Annotated in this window: 18 protein-coding genes; all 18 read right to left on the bottom strand. The window is 47.3% G+C overall.

The features are described 5' to 3' along the window. Positions 1–186: 186 nt before the first annotated feature. Complete coding sequence (locus AAA939_RS13645) at positions 187–2,721, bottom strand: M1 family metallopeptidase (RefSeq protein WP_338207926.1); 2,535 nt, start codon at positions 2,719–2,721, stop codon at positions 187–189. Positions 2,722–2,837: 116 nt separating this feature from the next. Further along, complete coding sequence (locus AAA939_RS13640; protein ID WP_338207925.1) at positions 2,838–3,716, bottom strand: glycerophosphodiester phosphodiesterase family protein; 879 nt, start codon at positions 3,714–3,716, stop codon at positions 2,838–2,840. Between the two features lie 12 nt (positions 3,717–3,728). After that, complete coding sequence (locus AAA939_RS13635) at positions 3,729–5,453, bottom strand: ABC transporter permease (RefSeq protein ID WP_338207924.1); 1,725 nt, start codon at positions 5,451–5,453, stop codon at positions 3,729–3,731. Continuing rightward, entirely contained in the window at positions 5,450–6,460 is a 1,011-nt protein-coding gene (locus AAA939_RS13630) for an ABC transporter ATP-binding protein (protein ID WP_338230988.1), read from the bottom strand. The genes AAA939_RS13635 and AAA939_RS13630 overlap by 4 nt, the downstream gene beginning before the upstream one ends. 23 nt (positions 6,461–6,483) lie before the next feature. Beyond that, positions 6,484–7,554: an extracellular solute-binding protein gene (locus AAA939_RS13625; protein ID WP_338207922.1), complete on the bottom strand. Its 1,071-nt coding sequence runs from the start codon at positions 7,552–7,554 to the stop codon at positions 6,484–6,486. A gap of 340 nt (positions 7,555–7,894) precedes the next feature. After that, a complete protein-coding gene (locus AAA939_RS13620; protein ID WP_338207921.1) occupies positions 7,895–8,998 on the bottom strand; it encodes an ABC transporter ATP-binding protein in 1,104 nt (367 codons plus the stop codon). A gap of 42 nt (positions 8,999–9,040) precedes the next feature. Further along, positions 9,041–10,048: a LacI family DNA-binding transcriptional regulator gene (locus AAA939_RS13615; protein WP_338208019.1), complete on the bottom strand. Its 1,008-nt coding sequence runs from the start codon at positions 10,046–10,048 to the stop codon at positions 9,041–9,043. 36 nt (positions 10,049–10,084) lie between these two features. Next, entirely contained in the window at positions 10,085–10,915 is an 831-nt protein-coding gene (locus AAA939_RS13610) for a carbohydrate ABC transporter permease (protein WP_338207920.1), read from the bottom strand. 12 nt (positions 10,916–10,927) lie between these two features. After that, a complete protein-coding gene (locus AAA939_RS13605) occupies positions 10,928–11,851 on the bottom strand; it encodes a carbohydrate ABC transporter permease (RefSeq protein WP_338208018.1) in 924 nt (307 codons plus the stop codon). Positions 11,852–12,004: 153 nt separating this feature from the next. After that, positions 12,005–13,273: a sugar ABC transporter substrate-binding protein gene (locus tag AAA939_RS13600; protein ID WP_338207919.1), complete on the bottom strand. Its 1,269-nt coding sequence runs from the start codon at positions 13,271–13,273 to the stop codon at positions 12,005–12,007. A gap of 22 nt (positions 13,274–13,295) precedes the next feature. Then, the gene (locus tag AAA939_RS13595) at positions 13,296–15,623 is read right to left on the bottom strand and encodes a glycoside hydrolase family 65 protein (protein ID WP_338207918.1); all 2,328 of its coding nucleotides are present in this window, start codon (positions 15,621–15,623) and stop codon (positions 13,296–13,298) included. A 15-nt stretch (positions 15,624–15,638) separates the two neighbouring features. Beyond that, entirely contained in the window at positions 15,639–15,902 is a 264-nt protein-coding gene (locus AAA939_RS13590) for a hypothetical protein (protein ID WP_338207917.1), read from the bottom strand. An 8-nt stretch (positions 15,903–15,910) separates the two neighbouring features. Next, positions 15,911–16,330 carry an RDD family protein gene (locus tag AAA939_RS13585; RefSeq protein ID WP_338207916.1) on the bottom strand — a complete coding sequence of 140 codons (420 nt, stop codon included), beginning with the start codon at positions 16,328–16,330 and terminating at the stop codon, positions 15,911–15,913. 218 nt (positions 16,331–16,548) lie between these two features. After that, positions 16,549–18,735: a glycoside hydrolase family 65 protein gene (locus AAA939_RS13580; RefSeq protein ID WP_338207915.1), complete on the bottom strand. Its 2,187-nt coding sequence runs from the start codon at positions 18,733–18,735 to the stop codon at positions 16,549–16,551. Between the two features lie 215 nt (positions 18,736–18,950). Next, complete coding sequence (gene pulA, locus AAA939_RS13575) at positions 18,951–23,060, bottom strand: type I pullulanase (protein ID WP_338207914.1); 4,110 nt, start codon at positions 23,058–23,060, stop codon at positions 18,951–18,953. Positions 23,061–23,444: 384 nt separating this feature from the next. Further along, positions 23,445–24,065: a zinc ribbon domain-containing protein gene (locus AAA939_RS13570; RefSeq protein ID WP_338207913.1), complete on the bottom strand. Its 621-nt coding sequence runs from the start codon at positions 24,063–24,065 to the stop codon at positions 23,445–23,447. A gap of 60 nt (positions 24,066–24,125) precedes the next feature. Then, a complete protein-coding gene (locus tag AAA939_RS13565; RefSeq protein ID WP_338207912.1) occupies positions 24,126–25,175 on the bottom strand; it encodes a DUF6287 domain-containing protein in 1,050 nt (349 codons plus the stop codon). Further along, positions 25,172–25,423: a hypothetical protein gene (locus AAA939_RS13560; protein ID WP_338230986.1), complete on the bottom strand. Its 252-nt coding sequence runs from the start codon at positions 25,421–25,423 to the stop codon at positions 25,172–25,174. The genes AAA939_RS13565 and AAA939_RS13560 overlap by 4 nt, the downstream gene beginning before the upstream one ends. Between the last annotated feature and the right edge of the window lie 64 nt (positions 25,424–25,487).

The following is a 25,487-nucleotide window of genomic DNA, read 5'->3' as shown; positions in this document are numbered from 1 at the left end:
AATTGGTCGCGTTTTTACACACGAATTCGGATTGAATTTACAATTCAGAACAAAAAAAGGAAACCAATTCGAAAATGAATTGGTTTCCTCATAAAGTTCCTCATCAACAGCCGTTGACAAAGAGCCAATTAAAAAGGCGTAAAACCAGCAATTCTGCCAGTTTTACGCCTTTTTGTTACGCTGAATTTACTTAATTACTGCCTCAATTGCGTCGTTAACAGCCGCTTTTTCGGCTTCAACCAAGTCAACCCGACTTGAGATGACCTTGGTGTCCATCTTGATTTCACGAGTTAAACCAGGAGTGTTGATCTTTGGTTCAAAGAAGGCCTTAAATTCTGCCAACCGTTCCTTGGTATGGAAGAGCCGTGAAATAACCGTAATGTACGTGGAGAATTCCATGTCACCACCGACCGTTGCTTCCAACCAGTCCCAGTCGTTTCGAATCCAATCCCAAGCTAGCTGTTCGCCAGTGTGGTTGGCCAGCACGCCGCGGAACCAAGCCCGCAAATCTTGTGGCTTGATCGTGGCAGCGTCTTCGAACGCATCAACTAATCGGCCTAATAACTTCGTATCCGGCGTTGCGGTCAACGCATCGCAGATATCCGCCTTGTAGCTAGCGTCAGAAGTCTTCCGGTACGTGTTTAGTAACTGGTCAAAGAGGGCCGCGTTACCAAAGTTTTTCACTTCGTTCCGTAAAACGAAGACCCGGATATCAGCTGGTAAACTAGGTAATTGCGCTTGATTACCTTCAAATAATTCGTGTGCAGCCAAAATCGCTGCCTTGTTTTTAGCAAACAGCGCCGCACTTAAAACGTATGGCCGCGTCAACTGGTCATCGTTGGATTCGCCCGCTTTAGGCATCCAACCTAACCGTTGAACTTGACCCGCACTTAATTGATCGTAAAGTGCTTGTAAGTGTTGTTCTTCATCAGAATCCGGCGTCACAAACTTGCGTAAATTGCCGGCTAATTGGTACAACGCCGCGTTAACGACCGTTGAATGACTGTCCGCGAAGCGGTCCAACAAAGGAACGACGCTCGCGTAAGACATTTGCCGACCTTCAGCCAATAAACGGTAATCTTGCAACAACTGTAGTTGATCAATCGGTGTTAAGTCGTCGACGTGTGCCAAAATGTCGTCCATCAAGGTTTGGTCGTATTTCACGATAAAGTGTGAATTATTCCCAACGTTTAAACGGAATGGTTGTCCATTCGCCTGCCGTAATGCTTGGTAGTCACCGAGCACTGCCGTGTGATCACTGAGAATAGCGGGTGCCGCCTTGTAGTTACTGTTAAGTGGTAACTTCCATTGCCGCCCTGCTTCGTGACCTTCACCGATAAAGAACTGTTGTTGTGTGATCGTCAATTGACCATCTTTGACCGCTGCCGTCAAGACTGGATACCCAGGTTGTTCCAACCAAGTATTCATGATGTCGCCAACTTGAATACCCGAAGCATCGCCAAGCGCTTGCCACAAGTCATCCCCGGTCGCGTTACCGTATTTATGGTTAATGAAGTACTGCTTCAAGCCCTTACGTAAGGCGTCGTCGCCAATCATACCGCGGACCATAACTAACATCCGGGCACCCTTGGCGTAGACGATTGCGCTGTCGAAAATCGAATCGATTTCGGCCGGGTCTTCCACTTGAACGTGCACGGATTGAACACCGTCCGTCGCATCCCGTTGTAGCGCCATGGAAGCTTCGGAAGTCTGGAAGGTTTCCCAGATATGCCAGTCTGGTTCAAGCGCATCGATAGCCACGTATTCCATCATGTTAGCAAAACTTTCGTTAAGCCATAGGTTATCCCACCACTTCATGGTTACTAAGTCACCAAACCATTGGTGAGCGAGTTCATGGGCAATTACCGTGGCGACACGTTGTTTGATTTCAAGCGCCGTGTTATCAGGATCTAACAGTAAGTAGGCTTCCCGATACGTCACCAAGCCCCAGTTTTCCATCGCACCGGCTGAAAAGTCTGGTAAAGCCAGTTGCCATGAATGTGGTAATGGATATGGTGTCTGGTAAAAGTCTTCGTAAAATTCAATCGAACGTTTTGCAATGTCTAACGCAAAATCAAGCTCGTTTGCTTGGTGCGCCTTGGTTCCAAATACGCCGACCGTTACGCCACTCTTTGTCTTCGTTTCCTTACCTTGTAATTCTCCGAAGGCAAAGGCAATCAAGTACGTTGACATCCGAACCGTCGTATCGAAGTAGTGCACGCCGTCTGCTTCACGTTTTTCGGGCATGTTGCTTAAAATCGTTTCGCCGGCATGTTCGTCATACTTAATGGCTAAATCAAAGGTCGCCTTGGCTTCCGGTTCGTCCACACATGGGAAGGCCTGCCGGGCAGCCGTGGTTTCAAACTGAGTCCCGATGATTTGTTTTGGTTCACCGTTAACTTCGTAATATGACGGGTAAATCCCCATCATGCTATCAGTTAGCTTGGCACTGTAAGCAATTGCCAGCGTCACTTTACCGGTCTTCGCCAGGTCAATCCGAATTCCTTGAATATCGTTATCAACGGTAAACGGCACATCCTTGCCATCAGCCTGTACGGATGCAATTGATAAGAAGTTTTGATGAATTAGGACTTCTTTCGCTTGGGCCTCACCAGTAATGGTGGATTTACCGGAAAACTGCTTCTTTTCACGGTTAATGTCGATATAAATGTCGTAATGTTCTGGTTGGAAAGTTTCGTAAAAATGCGTTGTCTCTGCCATGTTTTTCTCCTCGTTTTTTCAGAATACTTTCATTATACGACATCTCTATCTAGAATGTGCTATTACCGGTTTAATAACGCGGAAATCACTACTGTAATAACCACTTAGTACGTTTTTCATTCAAAGAATTTTGCGCGCATTTGTTTCAATTCACACGGCCAATCAGTATTAACCATTTTGACCCCTAATTGGGCGATTCGCCCCCAGCCATCCGTCATTGGATCACCAAATAGCGACTGCTGGTCATCAAACGCGCCAAACAATTCAACGGCTTTGCCACCGGGCGCACCCAAGTTTAGCCCGTTGCCTAACGAAGCCAAATGCTCATCCGAAATTCGTTGAAAAAAGGCCTCGGTCATAATCGTTTGGTGCCGCTTTTCAATAACCGTCTCTAACCCCACAAAGTTGATGGGCGCGTCTAGCTGCGTAAAAGTACGGGCTAAATCATCGGCGTTTCTGACGATTGGAATGATCATGTATTTGCGCGGATGACTTGCTAACAACTCATAGTTTTCCGTCGTGGGAGCCACTTTAATCATGATCTGTGATAGTTGGTCCGGATAGTGGTCCAATTTGGCCAGCAGTAATGGCAAGTGCTTTTCATTACGGTCAAAGTGGATCAACATGTCCTGTGGAATATTTCGCATAAAGTTATCAAGCGTATCAACGTGCTGGGTCGTCTCCGCCCCGACGCCGTTATACAAATGTAGCGTCTGCAACTGCTCCAAGTCCATTTCTGAGACATTGATTTCACGGTTAAATAACTGGCGCTCACGATTAGGATGGATCATCACCAACTCGTTATCAAAAGTTGGTGTGGTGTCCGTTTCCATAATATCGGCACCCAATAATCGGGCTAGCCGCATTGCATCGACCGTATTTTCAATAATATTAGCATGGGCGAACCCCCGGTGACACGCAATTAGAAACGGCAACACCTGCAGACGTTGATTAAACAATTGATTGATGGCTTGATATTCCGGTTTTCCATACATTAAGTCGTCCCCCTACATCATAAGCGTGGTATCTTTGGCATGTTTACGCACGGCGTAAAGTAGCAAACTTCCAATTCCTACCAACAAGACTGAATAAATTAGATTCACAACTAGTCCGTTAACGCCGAAACTGGCTGTCCCGCTATTCGGATCAGTGTTATCCCGGATAACGACGCCCAACGGTGTAAACGAAGGACTATACAGAAAGACCGTCATATCATATTCAGCTAAATGCGCCAGCGTGTTCATGCTAAATACCGCCAGCGAACTATCCCGAATGGCTGGCAAGCCGACATCAAAGAATGCGCGGGTTGAAGAAGCTCCCAGCATGACCGCCGCTTCTTCTAAGGCCCGGTTTTGACCATGAAAAGCAGCTTCCATAAATCGAATGGAGTACGGTAACCTTGAAACCACGTAGCCAACCAGCAATAAGATTAACCCTCCCGTCAGAATCTGATTTCCAACGAGCCACTGGGGCTGACCGTAAGTAGTTACTAATGCTAGTGCAATTAACGGTGCCGGTAACAACCACGGTAAGTACATCACCGCAATTTCACTACGTTCCAGCAGGTTCTGGCGACGCTTTAAAACGGCGATTCGTCCCAAGAACATCCCCATAATCAGCGCAATTCCCGCACTCAGTAGTGCATAACTCAAACTCGTCACAATGGGCATGATCGTGTCTGTCGTGGTCAAAACGTTTTTATAATTTTCTAGCGTAAAACTGTAGATTCGTCCCATTGAAACCGAATGATCATCAGTAAATGAAAAGATGACGACTAATACGAACGGGAAGATCAAGATAAACCCAATCAAATAGGCCATAAAATGAACGATGCCGTTAATTACTGGATTGGCGATTTGCTGCTTTTTCATTGGCGTTGCCACTTTAGTTCGAAACGCAACGTTACGCCGCCGGTCAATGATCATCCCAATCCCAAAGATAACCAGTTGCATCAAACCTAAGATAATCGACAATGCCACCGCTAAATGTCGTGAATAAGTATCCATGGCAAAGGTTAGGATGGTCGGCGCAATGGTCTGAAATTTCGTCCCGCCAAAAATCAGCGGTGCGGAGAACGCGCCAATCCCGGTTTGAAACAAGAAAATCGTTAAAGTGGTCACGGTCGGGGTCAACATCGGTAAGACGACTTGCCGCAAGACTTGGAACTGACTCGCCCCCATCAGCTTAGCCGCCTCTAACATTTGGTAATCCAAGTTAGCCAAGGCACCCTTCAAAAACATCATGTGATTAGCCGTACAGGTGAACGTCATGATAAACAGGACTGCCGGTAACCCTTGAAACCAGTTGGCCGCTAACGTTGGAAAAACGTGGCGTAATAGTTGCGTCACAAAACCGCTTTCCCCGTAAATAAATAGGTAGCCGCTTGCAACCACAATTCCGGAATACACGATGGTCGACATGTAAATGAGATTGAGCCACTTTGCTCCCCGAATTTTAAAATAGCTAACGGCCAAGACCATGAAAACACCCACCACGTTACACGTAATGCTCAACAGCAATCCCAATAACAGGCTGTTCCCTAAGCTGGCCAACGCAGCGTGGGCCGTAAAGATTTGACTAAACGAGGCCACCGATACCGTTCCCGCGTGCCAAAAAGCGGATAAGAAGATTTGCAGATTGGGAAACAGGACAAACGCTACAATCAGCCAAGCTAAAAATACGAGTATCAATCCATACCAGAACTTCTCAAGACTACCGCGCTTGACGCTCATACTAGGGCCCCCTCACGGTAACTTAGGACGGATTTTGTCGGTAACACCAAATTCACCTGGTCTCCAACCTTGAATTCTGATCTTGAGTGTTTATTAATCACGGTCAACGGGCCGTAAACGGTTGTCACCACGTAGCTAAAATAAAAGCCTAAAAAGTTAGCCGCCACAATGTGACCATTTACCGTCACCTGTTCAGCACTAGCTGATACCGGTTCCGCCGTAATGGCAATTTTTTCCGGCCGAATATAGTGATGCGTCCCGTTAGCCGGTTCACCCGGCATCAACGCGTCAACTTGATTGGCCTCCCCAACAAACTGGCTGACAAACTCAGTCTGAGGCCGCTTGTAAATTGCTTCTGGTTCGCCCAACTGTTCCAAATGACCGATGTTAAATACGGCAACGTGATCAGACATCATCAACGCTTCGCTCTGATCATGGGTCACGTAAATCATGGTAATCCCAGCATCATGCTGAAGTTGCTTCAATTCATTGCGTAACTGTTCACGCAATTTAGCATCTAAGTTAGACAAAGGTTCATCCAACAATAACAATGGCGGTTGAGGGGCCAACGCTCGGGCGATTGCGACACGTTGCTGCTGTCCTCCAGATAACTCCGCCACCCCCTTCTTCAGCTCAGCACTCGTCAAGTGTACTAAATCAGCAACTTGCCGCACTTTTTGTTGAATTTCAGGTTTAGATTGCTTGGCAAGCTTTAAACCATAGCCAATATTGTCAAAAACAGTCATATTTGGAAATAACGCGTAATTTTGAAACACCATCCCGATATGCCGGGTACTCGCCGGTGCCTTAGTGATATCTTCCCCATTTAGAATCACTTGGCCTTCGCTAACCGGGTTCAAGCCTGCAATCGCACGCAACGTTGTAGACTTGCCACAGCCAGACGGTCCCAGCAGCGTAAAGAATTCATGTTCCTGCACATTAAAACTGACCTTTTCAACCGCCGTAAAATTATTGTATTTCACAGCAAGGTTCTTTACTTCCAACAAATTAAACTCCCCCAAGACTAGAACTAATTAAAGTAATTTAGTGAAATCTTTTGAATCCATTTATTAATATTTTTGTTGTACCATTTCATATCAAGATTGGTTACTTTGATATCTTTCAACATTTCCTTTTCCTTTGGATCAATCGCTGAAGCCGCTTTTTTATTTAATGGCCAAGTGTGGAACTGCTTAGCAATCTTCTTTTGCGTGATAGCACTTCCCAGCCACTGGGCAAAGCGTTCAGCGTTCTTAGTGTCGCCAGATTTTTTCACGACCCCGACTTGTTCAATAACCTGGGGACTGCCATCCGTAGAGTTAATAATCTGTGGGTCAAAATTAGACACCTTTTTAATGCCTAAAAGATCACTGGAGAACGTGTAACTGACCGTTGATTCTTTCTTGGCAATCGGATTTGAGAAGAGTTGTGGGTTACCGAACTGTTTCCCATTTTTAAAGAAGTTCTTGATTGCCGGCCAAGCCTTTGGTGAAACACCATCTTTTGCGCTGTCGTCTTTATACTTTGCAAGGATGTTAGCAATCACCATTTGATTCGTTTGCCCGTTGATCCCGGTCTTATTAGGCACCATATACTTATACTTAGCCGTGCTAGTCGTTAAATCAGACCATGCAGTTGGCAAATCTTGTTTGGCCGTCTTGCTATCAGCAATCTGAATGATCAACTGGCGCGTTAACGGGTAGAAGTAGCCGTTACCTTGATCATCACCGGATGCTAAGTCCTTTTGCCAATCCACATTGAATTTTTTCAAGATTCCTTGTTGTTGTAATTTTGTGAAACCGAATTGTGATGAGCCATAGACCACATCCGCAACCGGTTTATTCTTTTCTGAGACCAAGCGGTTAATCACATCGCCACCGCCAAGGCTAACGGGGGTAATGGTAAAACCAGCTTTCGCAGCTTCCTTTTTTAGCCAGGCGCCCCGTCCTCCCGATAACGAGTTCGAATAGAGCACGATCTTATGTGACTGGTTGGATTTACTACTTCCCTTACTTTGTTGCGAGCAACCTGCAAACAGAACAACTAACGAACTTAATGCTAACCAACGTAACCCGATACTAATGCGCTTGTTCATTTTCATAATAGCCAACTCCCTAAAAAATTTAATTAAGTCACACAAGCATTATTCCATTCCTACTAGGCACCAATAATCATGGGTTAGTAAAATCTTCGTAAAGAGTGAGTAAACCGGAAGCTTATAATAGAATAATTTTAATATTTAAATTAACCAGCTTTCAGAAATAAATCAGTCAGTTTTCAGATAATTGTCTTTAAATATGGCGATAGCGGTCAATCATCATCTCATCAAATCTATCGGTTCCTTTCTAAATAAATTTATTGCGCCACTTTCCTGAACACAAAAAAACGACCCGGTCATTGGACTAGGTCGTTTTTTGGATTAATACTAGCTAAAAATCGTTTTATTCAATCGTTGCCCCACTCTTTTTATCAAAGAAGTGGGCCTTACTCATTTCAAACGCCATTTGCACGCTTTCACCCGGCTTGTGAAAATCACGGGCGTTGACCTGCGCAACGAATTCGGTGTCGCCCGTCTTCGAATAGAGGTTTGAATCCGTTCCTAAGAATTCGGAAACTACCACTTTCGCATTCACAACGGCATTGGGGAACGTGGTCAACGCCACTTGCTCCGTATGAATATCTTCCGGTCGCATCCCTAACGTCACGTCCTGATCCTGGTAGCCCTGCTCCCGCAAAATCTTCAGCCGGCCTTCCGGAACCTCGACGTCAAAACCCTTATCGTTAGCGACGCGGTTGCCATGCAGATGAACGTCAAAGAAGTTCATCGCGGGCGAGCCAATGAACCCGGCCACAAACTGATTGACCGGCTTATTATAAAGCTCATCCGGCGTCCCAATTTGTTGCACCTTGCCGTCGTTCATGATAACGATTCGATCCGCCATCGTCATCGCTTCGACCTGATCGTGGGTCACGTAAATCATGTTCGTCTTCAGACGCAGGTGTAACTGTGCGATTTGAGTCCGCATATCGACCCGCAACTTGGCGTCCAAGTTGGATAACGGTTCATCCAGTAAAAACAGGCTGGCATCGCGGACAATGGCCCGACCCAACGCTACCCGTTGCCGCTGCCCACCGGATAACGCGCCAGGCTTACGCCCCAGGTAATCACTAAGACCTAAGATCTCTGCGGCATCGGATACCCGTTTCTTAATCTCATCGCGCGGCGTCTTCCGAATTTTCAGCCCGAAACCCATGTTATCGGCAACCGTCATGTTTGGGTACAACGCGTAGTTTTGGAAAACCATCGCAATGTCACGGTCCTTAGGCTGAACTTTATTCACCACCTGCCCGTTCATGTAAAGATTACCTTTAGTGATGGTTTCTAGTCCCGCGACCATCCGCAAAGTCGTCGACTTCCCACAACCGGACGGGCCCACAAACACCACGAACTCCTCATTCGGAATCGACATATTAAAGTCCGTAACTGAGTAATCCTCATTTCCTTTATATTTCTTATAAATATGATCTAATTTAATTTCAACCATTTTGAGTCACCCTTTTAGTTATAAAACCTACAACCATTAACATTAGCGCGTTGTTTGCCGGCGAATCAGCTGGTAAGGCACGTGGCGTTCAATATTCGTTTCCGGCTGGTGGCCATCGACCAATTCTTGAATCAACCGGGCCGCTTCCTGCCCGAATTCATACGGCTGTTGCGCAACCGTTGATAAGGCCGGCGACACGTATGCACCGATGTCTAGCCCGTCAAAGCCAATCACACCAACGTCACCGGGAACACTTTTGTCCATGTCCTTTAAGGCTTGCAAAACGCCCAGCGCCATAATGTCACTCGCACAGAAAAAGGCGTCGATTGTCGGGTCCTGCTGCAGCGCCTGCTTCGCCATCAAATTCGCAATCTGTTCATCGTAATTGGCATATTGAATCAAGCTCGAATTGATTTTAAAGCCGGCGTCACCCAGCGCTTTCTTATACCCGCGTTCCCGCAAAATACTCACCGCGGCGTCGTAAGTGCCGTTCATCATATCAATATTTTTATAACCGGCTTTAATTAGACTGTTGACCGCGTCCTTTGCCGCAGTCAGATTATCGGTCGTAATCGACCCGACCCACTGATTAGTGGGCACGGCCATGTCGATCAACACGGTCGGCACGGTCGTCGTCTTCAGCTGTTCAACGTAGGGATCATTTTGATGCAATCCTTGCATAATGACCCCAGTCACGTCGCGCTCGCTGCAAAATTGTTCGTAGGTTTTGCCCCTTTGTTTTTGCGTCGTCATTGCATAAAATGCAAATTCAAAATTCTGTTCCTCCGCGTAATCCAGAACACCATTCAAAATCGACATCGGAAAGTTGTTTTTAGGTTGGTAGACCAAGTCGTTAAACACTAACGCAATCGTTTGTAATCGTTTCGAAGAGAGCATACGCGCGGCGATATTCGGAACGTACCCAATTTGCGACGCAATTTTAAAAACGTGCTGCCGCGTTGCTTCGCTGATATCTGGATAATCGTTAAACACCCGCGATACCGTACCGATTGAAACGTTTGCTTGCCTGGCCACGTCTTTGATTGTCACCTTTTTCAAGCCGCCACCCTCTTCCAGACCGGACGGCTACTTTTCGCCATCCATCCGAACACCTTGTAAGAAATACCCGTTAAAGATAATGTACAAGATAATAATTGGAATAATCGAGACGATACTGGCCGCCATGGTATGATCCCAGCGGACCCCCGCAGCCTGACTCGTGAAGGTTTGTAGCCCTAACGTCAGCGTGTACTTCTTTGGCGTTGAAATATACAGCATCGGTTGCATAAAGTTATTCCAAAAGCCCATGAAGACGAAGAGCGCTTGTGTCGCAATTGACGGCCGGGCGAGCGGCATTACAATTCTAAAGAACGTGGCAATTCGGCCGAGCCCATCGATTTCCGCGGCTTCTTCAACGTCCATTGGAAACGAGAGGAAGAATTGTCGCATCATAAAGATGTTGGCGATGTTGATTGCGGCCGGTAAAATCAGGGAGCCAAACGTATCCAACATACCGAGATTCATTAAAATCAAGTAGTTTGGAATTAGTAACACTTGCGTTGGCACCATCATCAAAGCTAAAAAGCCGTAGTAAATTTTTTGCCGTCCCGGGAAGTTCAACCGGGCTAAGGCGTACCCTGCCATCGTGTTCAAAAACAGGTTAACGATGGTCCCAATAATGGAGACCAGTACAGAATTCATGAACCACCTTGTAAATAAGGAAGACGTCCCGGTAATGTACTGATAGTTCGCCAACGTAAAGTGTTTCGGCATCAGCGCCGGACTGCCGCTCACGATTTCCTTCAACGGTTTGAACGACGCAGCTAGCGCCCACAAGAACGGGTACAGCGTAATGATCGCGTAGACAATCAAAACGATGTACAAAATCATTTTTAAAATTTTCGATTTTTCTGTCATTTCAATGCCTCCTTACTGCAATCCATTCCGCCCGTTCAGTTTTTCAGTGAGCCGCGAGACCACGAAGATGATAATCGTCAAGACGACCGCTAGCGCACTGGCGTAGCCCATCGTATTCATCGATCCAAACGCGTACTGATAAATCATCAAGGCAATCGTCAAGGTTGAATTATCCGGTCCCCCGGAACCGTTTGAGAAAATGTAGGCTTGGTCAAACATTTGAAACGTTCCGATAATCCCGGTCAATAAAACGTAAGTCGTAATCGGTTGTAAATAAGGCACGGTGATGTACCGTAGTTTTTGCCAAGCCGAAGCACCGTCAATTTCCGCCGCTTCGTAAAAGGATTCTGGCAAATCGACCAAGGACGCCAAGTACACCGTCATGTAGTTTGGCACCGTCGACCAGATATTCATGACCATAATCACTTTTAGCGAGTAGGCCGGATTTTGTAAGAAGTTGATGGGATGCTGATATAATCCCATTGAGATCATGAAATTATTCAACGGTCCCGTTACGTTAAAGATAAACATGAAGATCAACGTTAACGCCGCGCTTGAAGTCAGCGTCGGTAAGAAGTAAACCAAACGGAATAACTTTTTGCCCTTGATACCCCGCGTGCTGAGCGCATACGCGATCAACAGGGCAATAATCGTTTGACTAGGCACCACGATCAGCGAAAACAGCGCCGTATTTTTAAGCGCCGTCATCGCAACGTTGTCTTGAAAGACATCCACGTAGTTTTTGATTCCCGTAAAGTCAAACTGTTGTGAAATCATGTTGACGTGGTTAAACGACATGTATAACGCGAAAATAATCGCAGCAACGAAGAAAATTGCGGCAATGACGAACGCGGGTGCCAAGAAAATATAGGCTTGCCACGTTTGACCATGGGCACCGTTCAGACCTCGTGCTGGTCTAGGCGTCTTCTTCTGCATTTCCATTGCTTTCACCCCTTTTTGAGCCGATGAGTCCGTGACCAAAGGCACCCCAATTGTCTTTCGACCTTTATAATAGGGAAAACCGTTCAGAAATATTGAATATTTTTGAACGGTTTTTGCCTTCTATTCACAGTTTCACCGTCTCAAGTCTTACTTAGCTTTTGAAATTGCCGCGTTCGCTTGCTTGTCAGCCGAAGTCATCGCGGACTTCATGGAAGACTTGCCATCGAGTGCCTTTGCAACAAAGTTTTGATACGAGGTGTTCACAGTGGTTGCGGTCGTTCCCGCTTGCCATACGGTGGAGTACTTCGTCGCGTCCAACCACGTCTTCATGCTAGGGTTGTCCGATAACTTGATGGCGTTCGCAACGTCCGGCCGACTTGGCATCGTCCCAACGGCGTTGACCCACTTCGTTTGACCAGTCTTGCTCGTGGCGTAAGCAATCCACGCGCTAGCCAATGGCTTAACCTTACTGCCGGCGTATTCACCCCAGCCAACGGTAAAGATCATCCCGCGACGGGCGCCTTGATAAGTCGGCATTGGTAAGACTTCAAAGTCCGTCTTGTACTGCTTCTTCTGAACTTGATACGTCCAGTTACCTTCTTCAGTCATGGCAACCTTGCCAGTCCCAAAGGCCGTCCCGTTATCGCCGGAACCTAAGTCCTTCGCCGTCGAAACCGCACCCGTTTTGACTAATTCTTGGTACAGCTTCATGTTCTCAAGGACTTGGGGACTCGCCAAGTTAGCGTCACCGTTGCTCTTGATTGGATTCCCGCCGTTGGTCTTCATAATCGTATAATTACGTGCCATATCCTGGTCATAAGTCATGGCTTTGACTTTGTTCTTGCCGTAAGCCTGGTCCAACTTAGCTTGGAAGCCGGGCAACCACTTGATCAAGCCGTTATAACTCGTTGGAATGCTCGAGACTTTGACGCCAGTTTTCTTCATGATTTTCTTGTTAACGATCAGTCCCAAAGTTGAGTTATCCTTTGGCACCCCGTACAAGTCGCCGTTCGTCTTAAAAGCCTTAATTAAGTTCGGATAAAACTTGGACGCCTGCATTTGTGAACTGTCGAGTTTTTCTAGCACACCCTGCTTCTTAAACCACGGGTACATGGAAGAATCAACGTAAAAGGCGTCCGGTGCTTTATGTCCCGATAAATCGGCTTGAATTTGCGTGTTAAAGTTCGTGTAAACCTTCGTTTGAACCTTTGCCCCGGTCTTCTTTTCAAACCCCTTGATGACTTGATTAATCCCGTTTCGTTCCTCGTCACTCCCGTACCAAATCCCAATTTTGATTGTTTGGCCCTTAAAGTTAGTCTGCTTGGATGACGATTTATTATTGCCACAGGCCCCTAATAAACCGACTGAAGCTAACACAACCGCTGAAACCCCGATACCTTTAATCCAGCTTTTCATAATCTTGTCCTCCTCAAGTTATTTACAGCATAATGGTGACGCTTTCATTTTCATTTAATTGATACGATTGCCCGTGCGTCATAAAGCTGACCGGTTCCTGGCCTTCCACCATCGCAACAACTAACTGTTGATGATCAATGTCCAAGCCCAGGCGCTGACCTTGCCAAAAAATTTCAAACCTTAAATGATTCCAAGCCTCTGGTAAGTGTGGCTCGATGCGAAGCTTTTCACTGAGTAACCGCACACCCCCGAAACCAAAGACTGCCATGTTCCAGATACCACCTAACGACGCGGCGTGAATGCCATTGTTAGAAGACCGCATGTCCGGTCCAATATCGATCTGGCAGGCCCGCTGGAAGAAGCGGTACGCCGTGTCCATCATTTCTAGGTCAGCGGCTAGAATCGTGTGGGTCGATAACGACAGCGATGAGTCGTGCGTCGTTTTAGGTTCGTAATAGTCCCAATTCAACCGTTTTTCCTTGGTGGCAAATTGCTGCTCGAATAAATATAGCAATAGTAAAACGTCCGCTTGTTTCGTAATTTGTAACTGGTTCACTTGTTCCAGGTTATAGTCGTTAAAAATGCCACCGACGTGTTCCTCATTGCGGTACTTACTAATATCCACCTGCTTTAGCGTCAAATAGGTCGCGTTTTCCGGAATGACGCCATCCTGATTAGGGGCAAGCAGGTAAATTCGACCGACCTGCTTTTTCCATAGCGGGTAGCATTGGTCCAACCCTAGCTTGCCGTTCAGCTTTGTGAACTTATTAGGATGGTCAGCCGCGAGCTCATCATAAATTTGAATGGCCGTTTCAATGGTCCACTTCGCGGTATAGTTCGTAAACGCGTTATTATCGGCGTGTTCCTTGTACTCGTCTGGTCCGATAACGTCGTTAATTTCGTAGCGGTCAGCGGCTTCGTTATATTCGAGGCGGCTTGACCAAAACTTGGCCGCGTCCAAAACGATTTCGTCGACACACTCGAGGGCAAACTCCTGATCACCGCTCGCCCGGACATAGTCGAGGGCGCCCAGCGCCACGTCACTCGTAATGTGCTGTTCAATTAGCCCCGACCAAATTTTCATCGCCCGCCCGGTAACGATGTCAGCCGAACCCCACAATGGCGTCGTTTCACCATCCGACGGCCACGCGGCTTCCCACGGGAATTGCGCGCCTTCATAATGATTGTCCTGAGCCTTGCGATGGGCCCCCGCCAAACCACGGTACCGATATTCAACTAACTGCTTCGCTACGGCCGGTTTCGTAAAGATGTAGTACGGCAGCATAAAAATTTCAGTATCCCAAAAGGCGTGCCCCTTATAGCCTTCACCCGTCAGGCCCTTGGCGGCGATATTCATGCGTGAATCGTGTTCTGGTGTGGAAATGGCTAATTGGTAGCGCGCAAAGTTGATGGCTAACTGGTCATCAGGATCGTCCGATTCCAATTGCACCTTACCGAAGTCCCACACGCGTTGTTCCCACGCAACGGCGGTTTCGGCGAGTAATTCGTCAAACGACCGCTGGGAACTATGCTTAAGCAGGTCCAATCCAAAAGCTTGAAGTGCTTCTAAACCTCGACCGGAAAAATCATTATCGCGGTCCGTCACCAGCGTGCTGTATTTAACCAGGCGTAACGCCTCACCCTGATCCACGGTCGCCTGATAGTTGCAGAAAATCTGGCGGCGGCCAAGTTCCATCCGGGGCGCCATGGCCGCCTGACCAGCCGTTTCAAACTCGTGACAAGTCGAAAAGGCTAAGTTGATTTTCGATTCACTGGTCTGAGTCAGCAGTTGCATGTAATGGTGGTCAAACAGGCGTTTATCACCTTCCACCAAGTGTTGCGAGCCGTGATTCGTTTGCTGGCCGTCAATCCCTGATTTGATTTTTACGACGCTCGTCCCACTCATCGGGGTAACGCCGATTCGGGAAACTACCAGGTGGCGATTTTCCATGGAGACGAACCGTTCAAACTTAAATTGATAGGTCCGTTGGTCGACCGTCCAGTGAAACGTCCGGGTCAATAGCCCGTTCTTTAGGTCGATCATGCGCCGATAATGGCTGACCGTTCCCTGATTCAAATCCAGTCGTTGGCCATCTACTTCAATTTCCAAACCAACCACGTCCGGCAAGTTCGGCAACTCCGTGACTTCGCCGTTAAACTTATCAAACGTCCCGGCAATGAACGTATCACGGGTCTCCCCGACGTAGTGCTCTTCCGTTGCCGCACGAATGCCCATATAACCGTTGCCTAAACACATATTGGCTTCAGCTTTGCCTAAATGGCCCGCGTCAAATTGACCTTCCTTCAGGATCCACGGGTTCTTCGGATCCGATATAAACCCCAGTTTCATCCTATTGAACTCCCCTCAATAATGATAAAAGTAACGATTGGAGCGGTGTAGCACCACCCCGGCACCTGCTAAATAAATTCCGATTTGTAACGCAATTTGTAAATGTAAAATAACTGAAATGATGACAAACGGGATTAAGTAACCCAAATACCATTTATAAATTTCCCGAATATCGTTCCGATTGCGATGCAGATAAACAATCACAATGGCATAAATGGCAGTGAGTAGAAATACGGCTAGTAAACCGACCGTATTAATATTAGTTAATGGTAATTTCATAATTGACCTCATTTTTCGACGTTGAGCAGATCTTTTTCCAAGACGACCGTGCTGTTACCCAAATAATCGTGGAGCATCCGACCGGTCAGTAAGCACAATACCAGACTGACGATTCCAAAGATCAACCCCACGAACGGCAAAAAGTAAATCGCCTTAGTCACCTCACGAATCCCGGCGATAAGTGCCTTACTCGGCCGCTCATCGTTTACCAACACATACTCGCGGCCAATCTTCTTGCCCAGCGTCTGGCCCTGATTGCTAGTAATCAAAATGATGTTGTACACGACAAACCCTAATTGTCCTAAAATGTCCGCCGTTCTTAAGTTCGCGCGTAAGAACAGCACCGCTAAAACAACGATGGGAACGTAGACCACGATGACGTCAATCAGGCCAGCTAGCACCCTTAATTGAAGATATTTAAATCGCACTATCGTCCCTCCTTTGAAAATCACAAAAACGTTTTTGTTTGGGTCCCAATATAATGCCCTGCCAATTTTTTTGGCAAGACATTTCGTGAAGTTTCACACAATTAGTTTGTCAGTTAACGTTCGTCGGACGAACAAACTGTCATTTTCGAGTTTTGTACACTACAAAAAGTCACCCGTGTACCTTATTTTTTGTAGCCAACAAGAACAACATGTTTGCGTTAACCAGTTGTTCTAGGCTGTCCATCAACGACTAGTTTGACTTCAGGGCCGCTCAAGCGCATCACGCTCGTCTGGTTCTGATCCAGTTTGATAGCCAAAACACTCCCGCGAAAGCGAACTCTAAAGGACAGGTAAGTGAGTTCCGCCGGTAAATCATTGGTGATGTGTAACGTGCCGTCGTGGACGTACATCCCCGCAAAACCGTACGTTAACCCTAACCAACTGCCCCCTAAATTAGCTTCATGTAACCCGTCTTGCGCGTTGCCTTGTAAATCAACTAGATCCATTAACGCCGTGTCCATGTAGTAATTAAAGGCCTTTTGGTGACGCTTTAAGCGGCTCGCTAAGATACTAAAAATGGACCGCGATAACGATGAATCGTGCGTGGTAATCGGTTCGTAGTAGTCATAGTCGCGTTTGAGCTGTTGCGGCAACTGGTCTTCCGGAAACAGCATCTCGGCTAGCAGCGTGTCGGCCTGCTTGTTCACCCGGTAACGATAAATCGTCAGGGGATGGTAGTGCAACAGTAACGGATAGTGATCCTTCGGCGTTCGTTCAAACGGCCATACCGGCATTGCGGGTGAATCATCATCTTGTTCAGTAACCTGAATAATATGATCGTACGGGAGGTACATCCGTTTTCCAGCCTCAGCCAGCTCGTTCTGCTCACCAGGTTGACCCGCAATAACGCCTTCCTGAATCAACTGGCTGGCAAATAATAAGTTTTCCTTAGCCATTCGATTCGTGTAATAGTTATTATCAACTAACGCCGTATATTCATCGGGGCCGGTCACCTTGAACAGGCAAAAAGCTTGGCGCCCGTTACGTTCGTGCCAACTCCCGAAATTTAGCCAGAAGCGCGCCGTTTCGAGGACGAGTGACGCGCCCTTTTCACGCATAAACGCCTGATCACCGGTGACATCGGCGTACAGTTTGACCGCGTAGGCAATGTCCGCGTTGATGTGGTACTGCGCTGTTCCGGCGGGATAGTAGGCACTCGCCTCTTCACCGTTGATCGTCCGCCAAGCAAAGAGCGCGCCTTGATCCACGCCTAAGTCCTTAGCCCGCTGACGTGCTTGCGGTAAGATATTGTAGCGGTAAGCGAGTAACTGCTTGGCAATCTTAGGATTAGTAAAAATAAAGAACGGCAACATGTACATTTCGGTATCCCAGAAGTAATGCCCTTCATACCCGGGCCCGGTGATGCCCTTCGCCGCAATGTTGGTACGGCCGTCACGACCAGCGGATTGGAAAAGCTGAAACAAGTTATACTGAATGCCCGTTTGGAGCTTTGTGTCACTGATTTCAACTTGGGATTGCTGCCAAAAATCCTTCAAAATCTGTCGATTAATTGGACGACCGTCCGTAATTTTTGCGGGAACCAGCGGCTGGTTAATCTCACTAACTTGACGAACAAATTGCCAAGCGAAACAATCCCCGGCCGTGATCGTTCCCTCACCAGAAAAGCCCGTTTCACTCTTTTTCAATGAAACGTTTTCCGGCAACAGTTGTACCGTGTCGCATTGGCTCACCGTTTGCTGTGTTGAGGCCGTCGTATCGGTCCATTGGAACTGTTTTTCGTTAGTAGTCGGCAAAAGCTTCGTTGTGAGTTTGGCTGCCCGTATCGCGACCCTGGGATCATCGGCCTCATCCGGCATTGCCACTGGTTGGATATTCTTGCTAATTAACGGCCGGTTAAAACGTAACGTTCCCGTATAATTCAACGACTCCAACGAATACGTCACGGTGAATTGATGCGTGCCGTCTTGAACGATCAGTGACGTCACGTTTAACAAAAACTTTTCGCCAGTTTTTGTTTTTAACCGAAAACGTTCGTTCAACGTCCCATCACTAAAATTTAAAGTCGTTGCCACTAATTCAACGACCCAATCACCCGGTTTGGCAGAATCCGCCGTGGCCGTCGCAAGGTCAAAGTCCCGCGGATTGGGTAATGAAACGATTGTTTGGTGAGACTTAGCGTAGCCATAAGCACTTTCGCCATAGACGATCAGATTGGTGGCGTAGAAACCGTTGACTAGCATTACCGGCAAGGTTTCCGCCTGATTACCAGTAAACGGCATCGCGTCCCGCACGCCAAAATGACCATCCCCTAGAGCGAAAATCGTTTCGAGGTACTGGCGGTCCTGGCTAGCAACGTCGTCCAAAGTTAATTGTTTTATCGTCATATAACTCCCCCTTCCTTTAAGTCATTTGCAGTATAGCACCTTTACGAAAACGTTTTTATTTAACACGACTAATCGGTATTCTTAAGTAACCTTAATTTATTAACGGCTTTGCTTGCTAAAATTTTTAGTGGCAAGTTTCACTTAATCCAGTTTTCACTGATAACAACAAAAAGAGCCTGGAATTTATTCCAGACTCAATTAATAGCTATGCTTGCTTATTCATGTTTACGCTTTGGCTTAGCTAACCCGATTAATCCTGCAACCATCAAGCCAATCAAACCAAAGAGTGAGGCGGTTTGACCCGCACTTTCATCAGTTTGCGGTAAGGCATCGGTTTGTTTAGGACTCGTCGACGTTGCCGTCAATGTTGCGGCCGCGGTCTGTGGTTGAACCACAGTATTTTGATGATCACCGACTTGCGTTGAATCCTTTCCCGGATGTGCAGTCATGACACTGTCTTTAATCACCGTGGTGGTTTCAGTCGGTTCAGTAGTCGCTGGTTTTTCAGTCGTTACCGTCGCATGATCATCTACTACCGGCTGGTCAACGTGATCGGCCTCACCTTGAGTATTTTCCTGATTGGTCTGCTGATTCCCCTGGCTATTCCCAGAAATCTCGGTTCCGGCGTTATCAGTATTGGCTTCAGTACCCGGATTCGTCTCATGGCCAGTGTTCGTGTCAGTATTGGTATCGCCGCCATTGTCAGTCGTGGTCCCAGCGTTGTTGCCGGTATCCGTGCCCGGATTAGTGTCGCCACCATTATCGGTTGTGGTTCCAGTAGTGTTACCGGTGTTGTTATCCGTATCAGTGTTACCGCCATTTTGCTGGCCGTTATCGCCCGGATCAACCGCCAATTTTTCAACCGGAATGTTGAGGGTCCAAGCCGTACTGTCGCTATCGACGTCGTACGAAACTTCGCTTGTCCCACCGACGATTTGGTACCCGGTCGGCGCGGTCAGCTGATGTTTAGCAGTACTGTCGGCTAAGGTTACGACCTCAGTTTTCACGACGGTCCCGTTTTGATCACAGTAACTAACCGTCAGCGTCTGTGGCAAGTCTTCGCGAACAACTAACGTGCTCAACGCAGCCAAATTCGTCACGTTGCCGAGTTGGGCGCCGTTTTCACTGGTCAATAGGATTCGACCGGCGCTCAAGTTGTAAGCGTCAAAGTTCGCTGCTTGATCGTTCACGTTGAACAGTACGAACAGCTTGTGTCCACCCGCAAGGTATTCAAAGGCAAAGACCCCGTCTTGACCGGATTGAAGTACCTTGACCGACTTCGAAATATCGTCGTAGTTCGTTAAACGGAAGACCTTTTCGCCCTTACGCAAGTTCACTAACTGTTTGAAATAGTTGACCATGCCTTGGTTAGCTTGGACCCGGTCCCAGTTAATCGCATTAACGGTATCTGAAGACTGGTAACTGTTATCGTCGCCATCCTTAGTCCGTAAGGCTTCTTGGCCAGCATTGACGAACGGCACCCCTTCGGCCAGCATGGCCATCGAAGTTGCGAGTTGATCCCGTTTGACCAGGTTGGCTTCCGATTCTTCAGGCATTAGCGCCGTCAGCATATCGTAAAGTGTCCGGTTATCATGGCAAGCGACGTAGTTTATCGTCTGCGTTGGCGCTTGGTACGGGTGCGAAGTCGTCGCGTTGGCATAGTTTTTTCCGCCTAAGAAACCGTCAACGAAGGCTTGCGCGTGGTCATTATAGTTTTCTTCCTGACCGTTACCTTCGACTAAGCCCTTGCTGATGCCGCCAAATTCGGCCCCTTTGATGGCGTTACGAATGTCATCGCTGAAGAAGCCCACGTCCTTGTCGACCTTATCGGCGTTATATTGTGCGGCGCCGAGGTCGTGGTTCGTGGCCCGCATATCCCAGCCTTCACCGTAAACCATAATCCCGGGATCAATGGCGTTGAGTTCCGCTCGGATCGCGTTCATGGTATCGACATCGAGGATGCCCATTAAGTCAAACCGGAAGCCGTCGATGTTGTATTCGCTCGCCCAGTATTTCACTGAATCGAGAATGTATTTCCGAACCATCTTCCGTTCACTGGCGACGTCGTTTCCGACACCGGTCCCGTTCGTCACGTGCCCCTCAGCATCGTACTGGAAGTAGTACCCGGGAACTACCTTTTGAAAGGCCTGGTCGCCCATCGAGTAAACGTGGTTATAAACCACGTCCATGACAACGCGAATACCAGCCTTATGATACCCATTGATCATTTCTTTCATTTCCATGATTCGGGTCGTTGGGTCACTGGCGTCGGTTGAGTAGCTCCCCTCCGGAACGTTATAGTTCTTCGGGTCGTAGCCCCAGTTATAGCCGGGATTACTGCTTGTTTCGTCAACACTGGCAAAATCGTACATTGGCATCAATTGCACGTGGGTCACGCCAAGGTCCTTCAAGTAATCTAAGCCCGTGACCTGACCGGAAGCGGTGTGCGTCCCTGATTCAACCATCCCTAAGAATTTGCCCTTGTCGGTAACGCCCGAATTAGGGTCCTTCGTAAAGTCGCGAACACTGGTTTCATAAATGACCGCGTTGGTGGCGTCACCAAAACTTGGCATGCGGTTGAAATCAGCCGGCTTAACTTGGTTAACGTCTTCGATCACGCTACGGGTCCCGTTAATCGTTACCGCGCGGGCGTATGGATCATCCGTCGTGGTGACGGTGCCGTCGCCAAAGTGTAACTGGTAATCATAGGCCCAGTTCTTATAGTCGCCGTTTAAGACGCTTGTCCAAACGCCCTTGTCCCCGCGTTGCATTTCGATGACCTTCGTCGCTGGCGCCGCGTTGTCATCCGAATCATATAAACGCAGTTCAATCTGGTTAGCCGTTGGCGCCCAGAGTTTAATTTGCGTCCGGTTGGCGGTATACGTTGCCCCGAGGTCGTCGCCCGCATAATAGTACTGGTCGTCAAATGCGCTGGAACGCACGTAGTTTCCAATATCGATGGCCTTGGCGTTGCCGTCAAAGCTGACCGTGTTATTTTGTAAAATATCTAAATCGTCGGTGGTCGTCAGCGTGAAGGTCTTGCTCAATCCATTGGCGTCAGGGTCTACCGCAACCACGCTTTTAATCGTATGGTTGGCGACACTGAGTTGCTTTTGCGCGTCACTGGCCGAGAGTTTCTTGCCGATTGCCACCGTTAAGTTGTTGGCCGTATTCAAGTTAGCCGTGGTGACCATCTCCTGACTAAGTGCAAAACTAGCGGTGTAGTAAGGTTGTTGATCATTAGCAACCAGGTAGATGTCGGTGGCATCATCCCCGTCGAGCGGTGTAAATTCACGAATCACTTGGTCGGTTCCAAGCGTCTGGACAAAGATTGTTTTAAAGTTAGCGTCGGTCAATTTAACCGTGCCAAGCTTATTGCCGTAGTCGTCATTTTGGTCAAACGCAACCGTTTGGGCCGTGTCCGCTGAAGACTGGTCCGTCCAAACTTTGTAACTGGTCACGTTGTCGGCGTCCTTATCGTGATAATGGACATTGATCGACTTATCGTTGTACGTTGGCGTCACGGTCTGAGCGTCGTCACTACCTTGTTTATACCAAACTTCACCCTTGCCGCTGTCAGCGACGTTAATGGTCCGGTTTTCACCAGCGCCGTCCTTGTCCCAGCTATCGGCGCCCTTGATCAGCACGCCGACTTGCTGGTAATTCTGGTCCATGTCGATGTTGGCATAGCTCCCGTAATCATCGGTCCCAGTCCAATCGTATTGTTGACCGTTACCGTTGGGTTGGAGACCCCAAACGTAAGGGACCCACTTGCTGCCGTCACCCTGATAATGAATAACCACTTTAGTCGAATCTTTAACCGGCGCAGTTTGGGTCGGCGCGGCCACTTTTTCAGGCGTTACGGTTGCCGCAGTCGCCTGGGGTTGCTCAGTTGATTGTTTTTGTATCGATGGATCTACCGGTGCGTCCTTGGCTTCAGTGGCTGGCTGTTGTGGGGTAGTCTTAGTTGCCGCTGGAGCCATTTTTTCTGCTGGCGCTTCCTGCTTTTGTTCTTCAACGACTGGCGCCTTTTTTTCAACTTCCTGACCAGTTGCAGACTTGTCCACTGGTGCTTGCTTAGGTTGCGGTGTTACCGGCGCCTGTTCTTTAACTTGATCGTTCGGTGCCGGTAAGCTCTTGTCAGCCGCTGGCGCAACCGGTTGCACCACAGTGGTTGGGTTAGCGTCTTCCGCCTGAGCATGGGCCGTTACCCCCGTTAGACCAGCTCCCATGGTCATGACTAGTAGCGCCCCTGAAGCGTATAACCATTTCTTACCACTCTTCCACATCCGCCAATTCTTTTGAATAACATCCTGATTATGCATGTCGTTTGCCCCCTGATAATATTTGTCTACTCAATCCTTTTAGGTAAACCAATTTTGTCTTAACGTTACTAGGATAATGCAAGCGCTTTCATTCATGCAAGCTAATTCGCAATGTTATCGCTAACATTATTGTTCAATTATATAAATAATGTTCGGCGGTCACTACTTATTGATGCGAATTTAAGGGAATCAAAAAACGTGCGTCCCGTTGAAGGCGCACGTTTCTATCTGTTCATAGATTACTTTTGGAAATAAATCCTAGGCTAATTGTCGGCGAATATAAAAGTAGACCAATCACATTTCGTCCCTAAAAACTACAATCAAACTTGTGACCAAATAACACAAAGAGCAAACCGCTCAATTTAGCGATTTGCTCTTAATTAATTACCCAACTGACTTATTCATTCGAATGAAATCAAATTGATGCGCGTTAGGCTTTATCTGATTAATGATATGCACAGGTTGTTCTCGTTCAATCTTATCTTTATCGACATACTCATTAATTTTCATCAAGACAAACATTGAAATGATTGCAAGGTGGGTAAAGACTAGTACAAGCACAATGTGAATGATGCCCCTTTTAATCTGATGGTGCAAGAACGGTCCTTTAATAATACTCCACAAAAATGGAAACGGGACGATGAACACAGCACCGAAGACCAAAGTTTGAAGCCATTTTGCCGTCTCGGGTACAAAGAGGCTCGGCTCCAATTGTCCCAGTATGAATAACAGCAACATCGCTCCCGCGTATAACCACGACGTCCAAAAAGCGACCTTCCGCCCCGTCTCACTAATACTTGGAAAATACCGTTTTCGAATTAAAAACCAGTACGTTGACAACGGATTAAACAGCACTACCGGCAACACAAACAATAGGATACCGAGTATCGCTACCACAATAAAACTGAGTTCACCCGTTCCCCCGCTATAATTATTTTGAGCGGCGCCACAATGCGGACAATACTGTGCCCCACCAGTTGGCTGCCCACAATTATTACAAAACACGTTAGACAAACTTCCCTTCTACTTCTCTAAACCATTCGAACGCTCGACTGTATATCTAGATTACTCACGGTAATACGCTTCTGACACGTATCCTGATTCACCACCACCGTTAATCAGCCGATCCTGATTAACGTTAGAATCATCATCCTTAGTAACTTTGACGCCACGCGGAACAATCGCAAACGGCGTAAACGACTGATCCTTAAAAGACCCGTAGCCACCCATAATATAGCCATCTTTGATTTGACCACTAGTAATTACCACAGAACCACTTGTATGACCCGGACCACTAACTGCTACCCCTTTGTCAGAAGCAATCATACTACCCGCGGGCTTCTTAACAATCTTATTCGTTACCGTAATCACCTTACCGGCCGAGTTTTTCCACCGACCAGCTAAACTGCTAAAGTTTTCCGCTTGAATCTGTTCTAAATCAATCCCACTAATCTGGGTGCCTTTTTTACTCTGCGCAAAAATCTGGGTATAGGAGTTATTACTGGTCCAGACAACGATTATATTTTTGGTATTCTTACTAGCGTGCGAATCGTCACGATATTCACCGGTTGTCCCCTTCGGATAAAAGGTGACGGCCCAATTAATCGAAGTTTCATCATCTTTCAATAACACCGTTAAAACGTTATTTTTCACTTGATATTCTACCGGGTGGTTTAGATCATTAGCGGTCAATGTATGTCCATGTAATGTTATCCCATCAGTCCCAGTCGTTAACGACGACTTGGAAACGGATAACTGACCATCACCGCCAGCTTTATACCGCATACCGTGCTGATCGTGGCGGTTATAACCCGTCCCAATTTGCGACCAATTACCGCTTAAGCCACTAAAATCGCCCGCTTCAATCTGATCAAAGTCCATCGAAAGCTTAGACGTCGTCTTGGTGGCCTTTGCCGTTGGTTGACTGCTTGCAGTTTTCTGACTGCTACTAGTTGAAGCTGACTTAACGCTACTACTCGACTTTTTACTTACTTTGCTGGTTTTGGTTGCGGATTCTGACGACTTTGTCACGGTAGCCTCATTTTGACCGCACGCCGCAAGCGTCGTTAGTAGCAAGGCACTCGTCAGCAGAACCGTTACTTCTTTCTTTATCATTTTCCTGCCTTCGTGTACTTCGTCCCGCTAGCTAACGCAGCTAAACCGGGGGCGCTGTCGATCGTAAATGAATTCTTATCATCAGACAACGTTGCGGTCATCTTTTGACCATTTAAATCAATTTCCAAATTGTCGCCGGAAACCTTATACGTCCCCTTGTTACCAGTACCTTCTTCGGTAACGTCTGGATTGAAGTCAATATCTGAGACAGGTTTTAAGAGACATTCAGAACCGCGTTTACCTTCCACAGCTCAAATAAATCATTAATCGTGATTAATAACTTATTTGAACCATGGAAAGCATTAAATCAGG

The sequence above is a fragment of the Lactiplantibacillus paraxiangfangensis genome (assembly GCF_036246185.1).
Lineage (GTDB): Bacteria > Bacillota > Bacilli > Lactobacillales > Lactobacillaceae > Lactiplantibacillus > Lactiplantibacillus paraxiangfangensis.
Note: the sequence above shows the minus strand (reverse complement) of the source record. Positions and strands in the feature narration are given on the sequence as shown.

Bases quoted from the DNA above. Each gene is read 5' to 3' on its own strand.
- AAA939_RS13580 (WP_338207915.1), bottom strand. From the start codon at position 18,735: ATGACGATAAAACAATTAACTTTGGACGACGTTGCTAGCCAGGACCGC.
- AAA939_RS13635 (WP_338207924.1), bottom strand. From the start codon at position 5,453: ATGAGCGTCAAGCGCGGTAGTCTTGAGAAGTTCTGGTATGGATTGATA.
- pulA (WP_338207914.1), bottom strand. From the start codon at position 23,060: ATGCATAATCAGGATGTTATTCAAAAGAATTGGCGGATGTGGAAGAGT.
- AAA939_RS13565 (WP_338207912.1), bottom strand. From the start codon at position 25,175: ATGATAAAGAAAGAAGTAACGGTTCTGCTGACGAGTGCCTTGCTACTA.
- AAA939_RS13600 (WP_338207919.1), bottom strand. From the start codon at position 13,273: ATGAAAAGCTGGATTAAAGGTATCGGGGTTTCAGCGGTTGTGTTAGCT.
- AAA939_RS13645 (WP_338207926.1), bottom strand. From the start codon at position 2,721: ATGGCAGAGACAACGCATTTTTACGAAACTTTCCAACCAGAACATTAC.
- AAA939_RS13625 (WP_338207922.1), bottom strand. From the start codon at position 7,554: ATGAAAATGAACAAGCGCATTAGTATCGGGTTACGTTGGTTAGCATTA.
- AAA939_RS13620 (WP_338207921.1), bottom strand. From the start codon at position 8,998: ATGGTTGAAATTAAATTAGATCATATTTATAAGAAATATAAAGGAAAT.
- AAA939_RS13605 (WP_338208018.1), bottom strand. From the start codon at position 11,851: ATGCAGAAGAAGACGCCTAGACCAGCACGAGGTCTGAACGGTGCCCAT.
- AAA939_RS13610 (WP_338207920.1), bottom strand. From the start codon at position 10,915: ATGACAGAAAAATCGAAAATTTTAAAAATGATTTTGTACATCGTTTTG.
- AAA939_RS13590 (WP_338207917.1), bottom strand. From the start codon at position 15,902: ATGAAATTACCATTAACTAATATTAATACGGTCGGTTTACTAGCCGTA.
- AAA939_RS13595 (WP_338207918.1), bottom strand. From the start codon at position 15,623: ATGAAACTGGGGTTTATATCGGATCCGAAGAACCCGTGGATCCTGAAG.
- AAA939_RS13640 (WP_338207925.1), bottom strand. From the start codon at position 3,716: ATGTATGGAAAACCGGAATATCAAGCCATCAATCAATTGTTTAATCAA.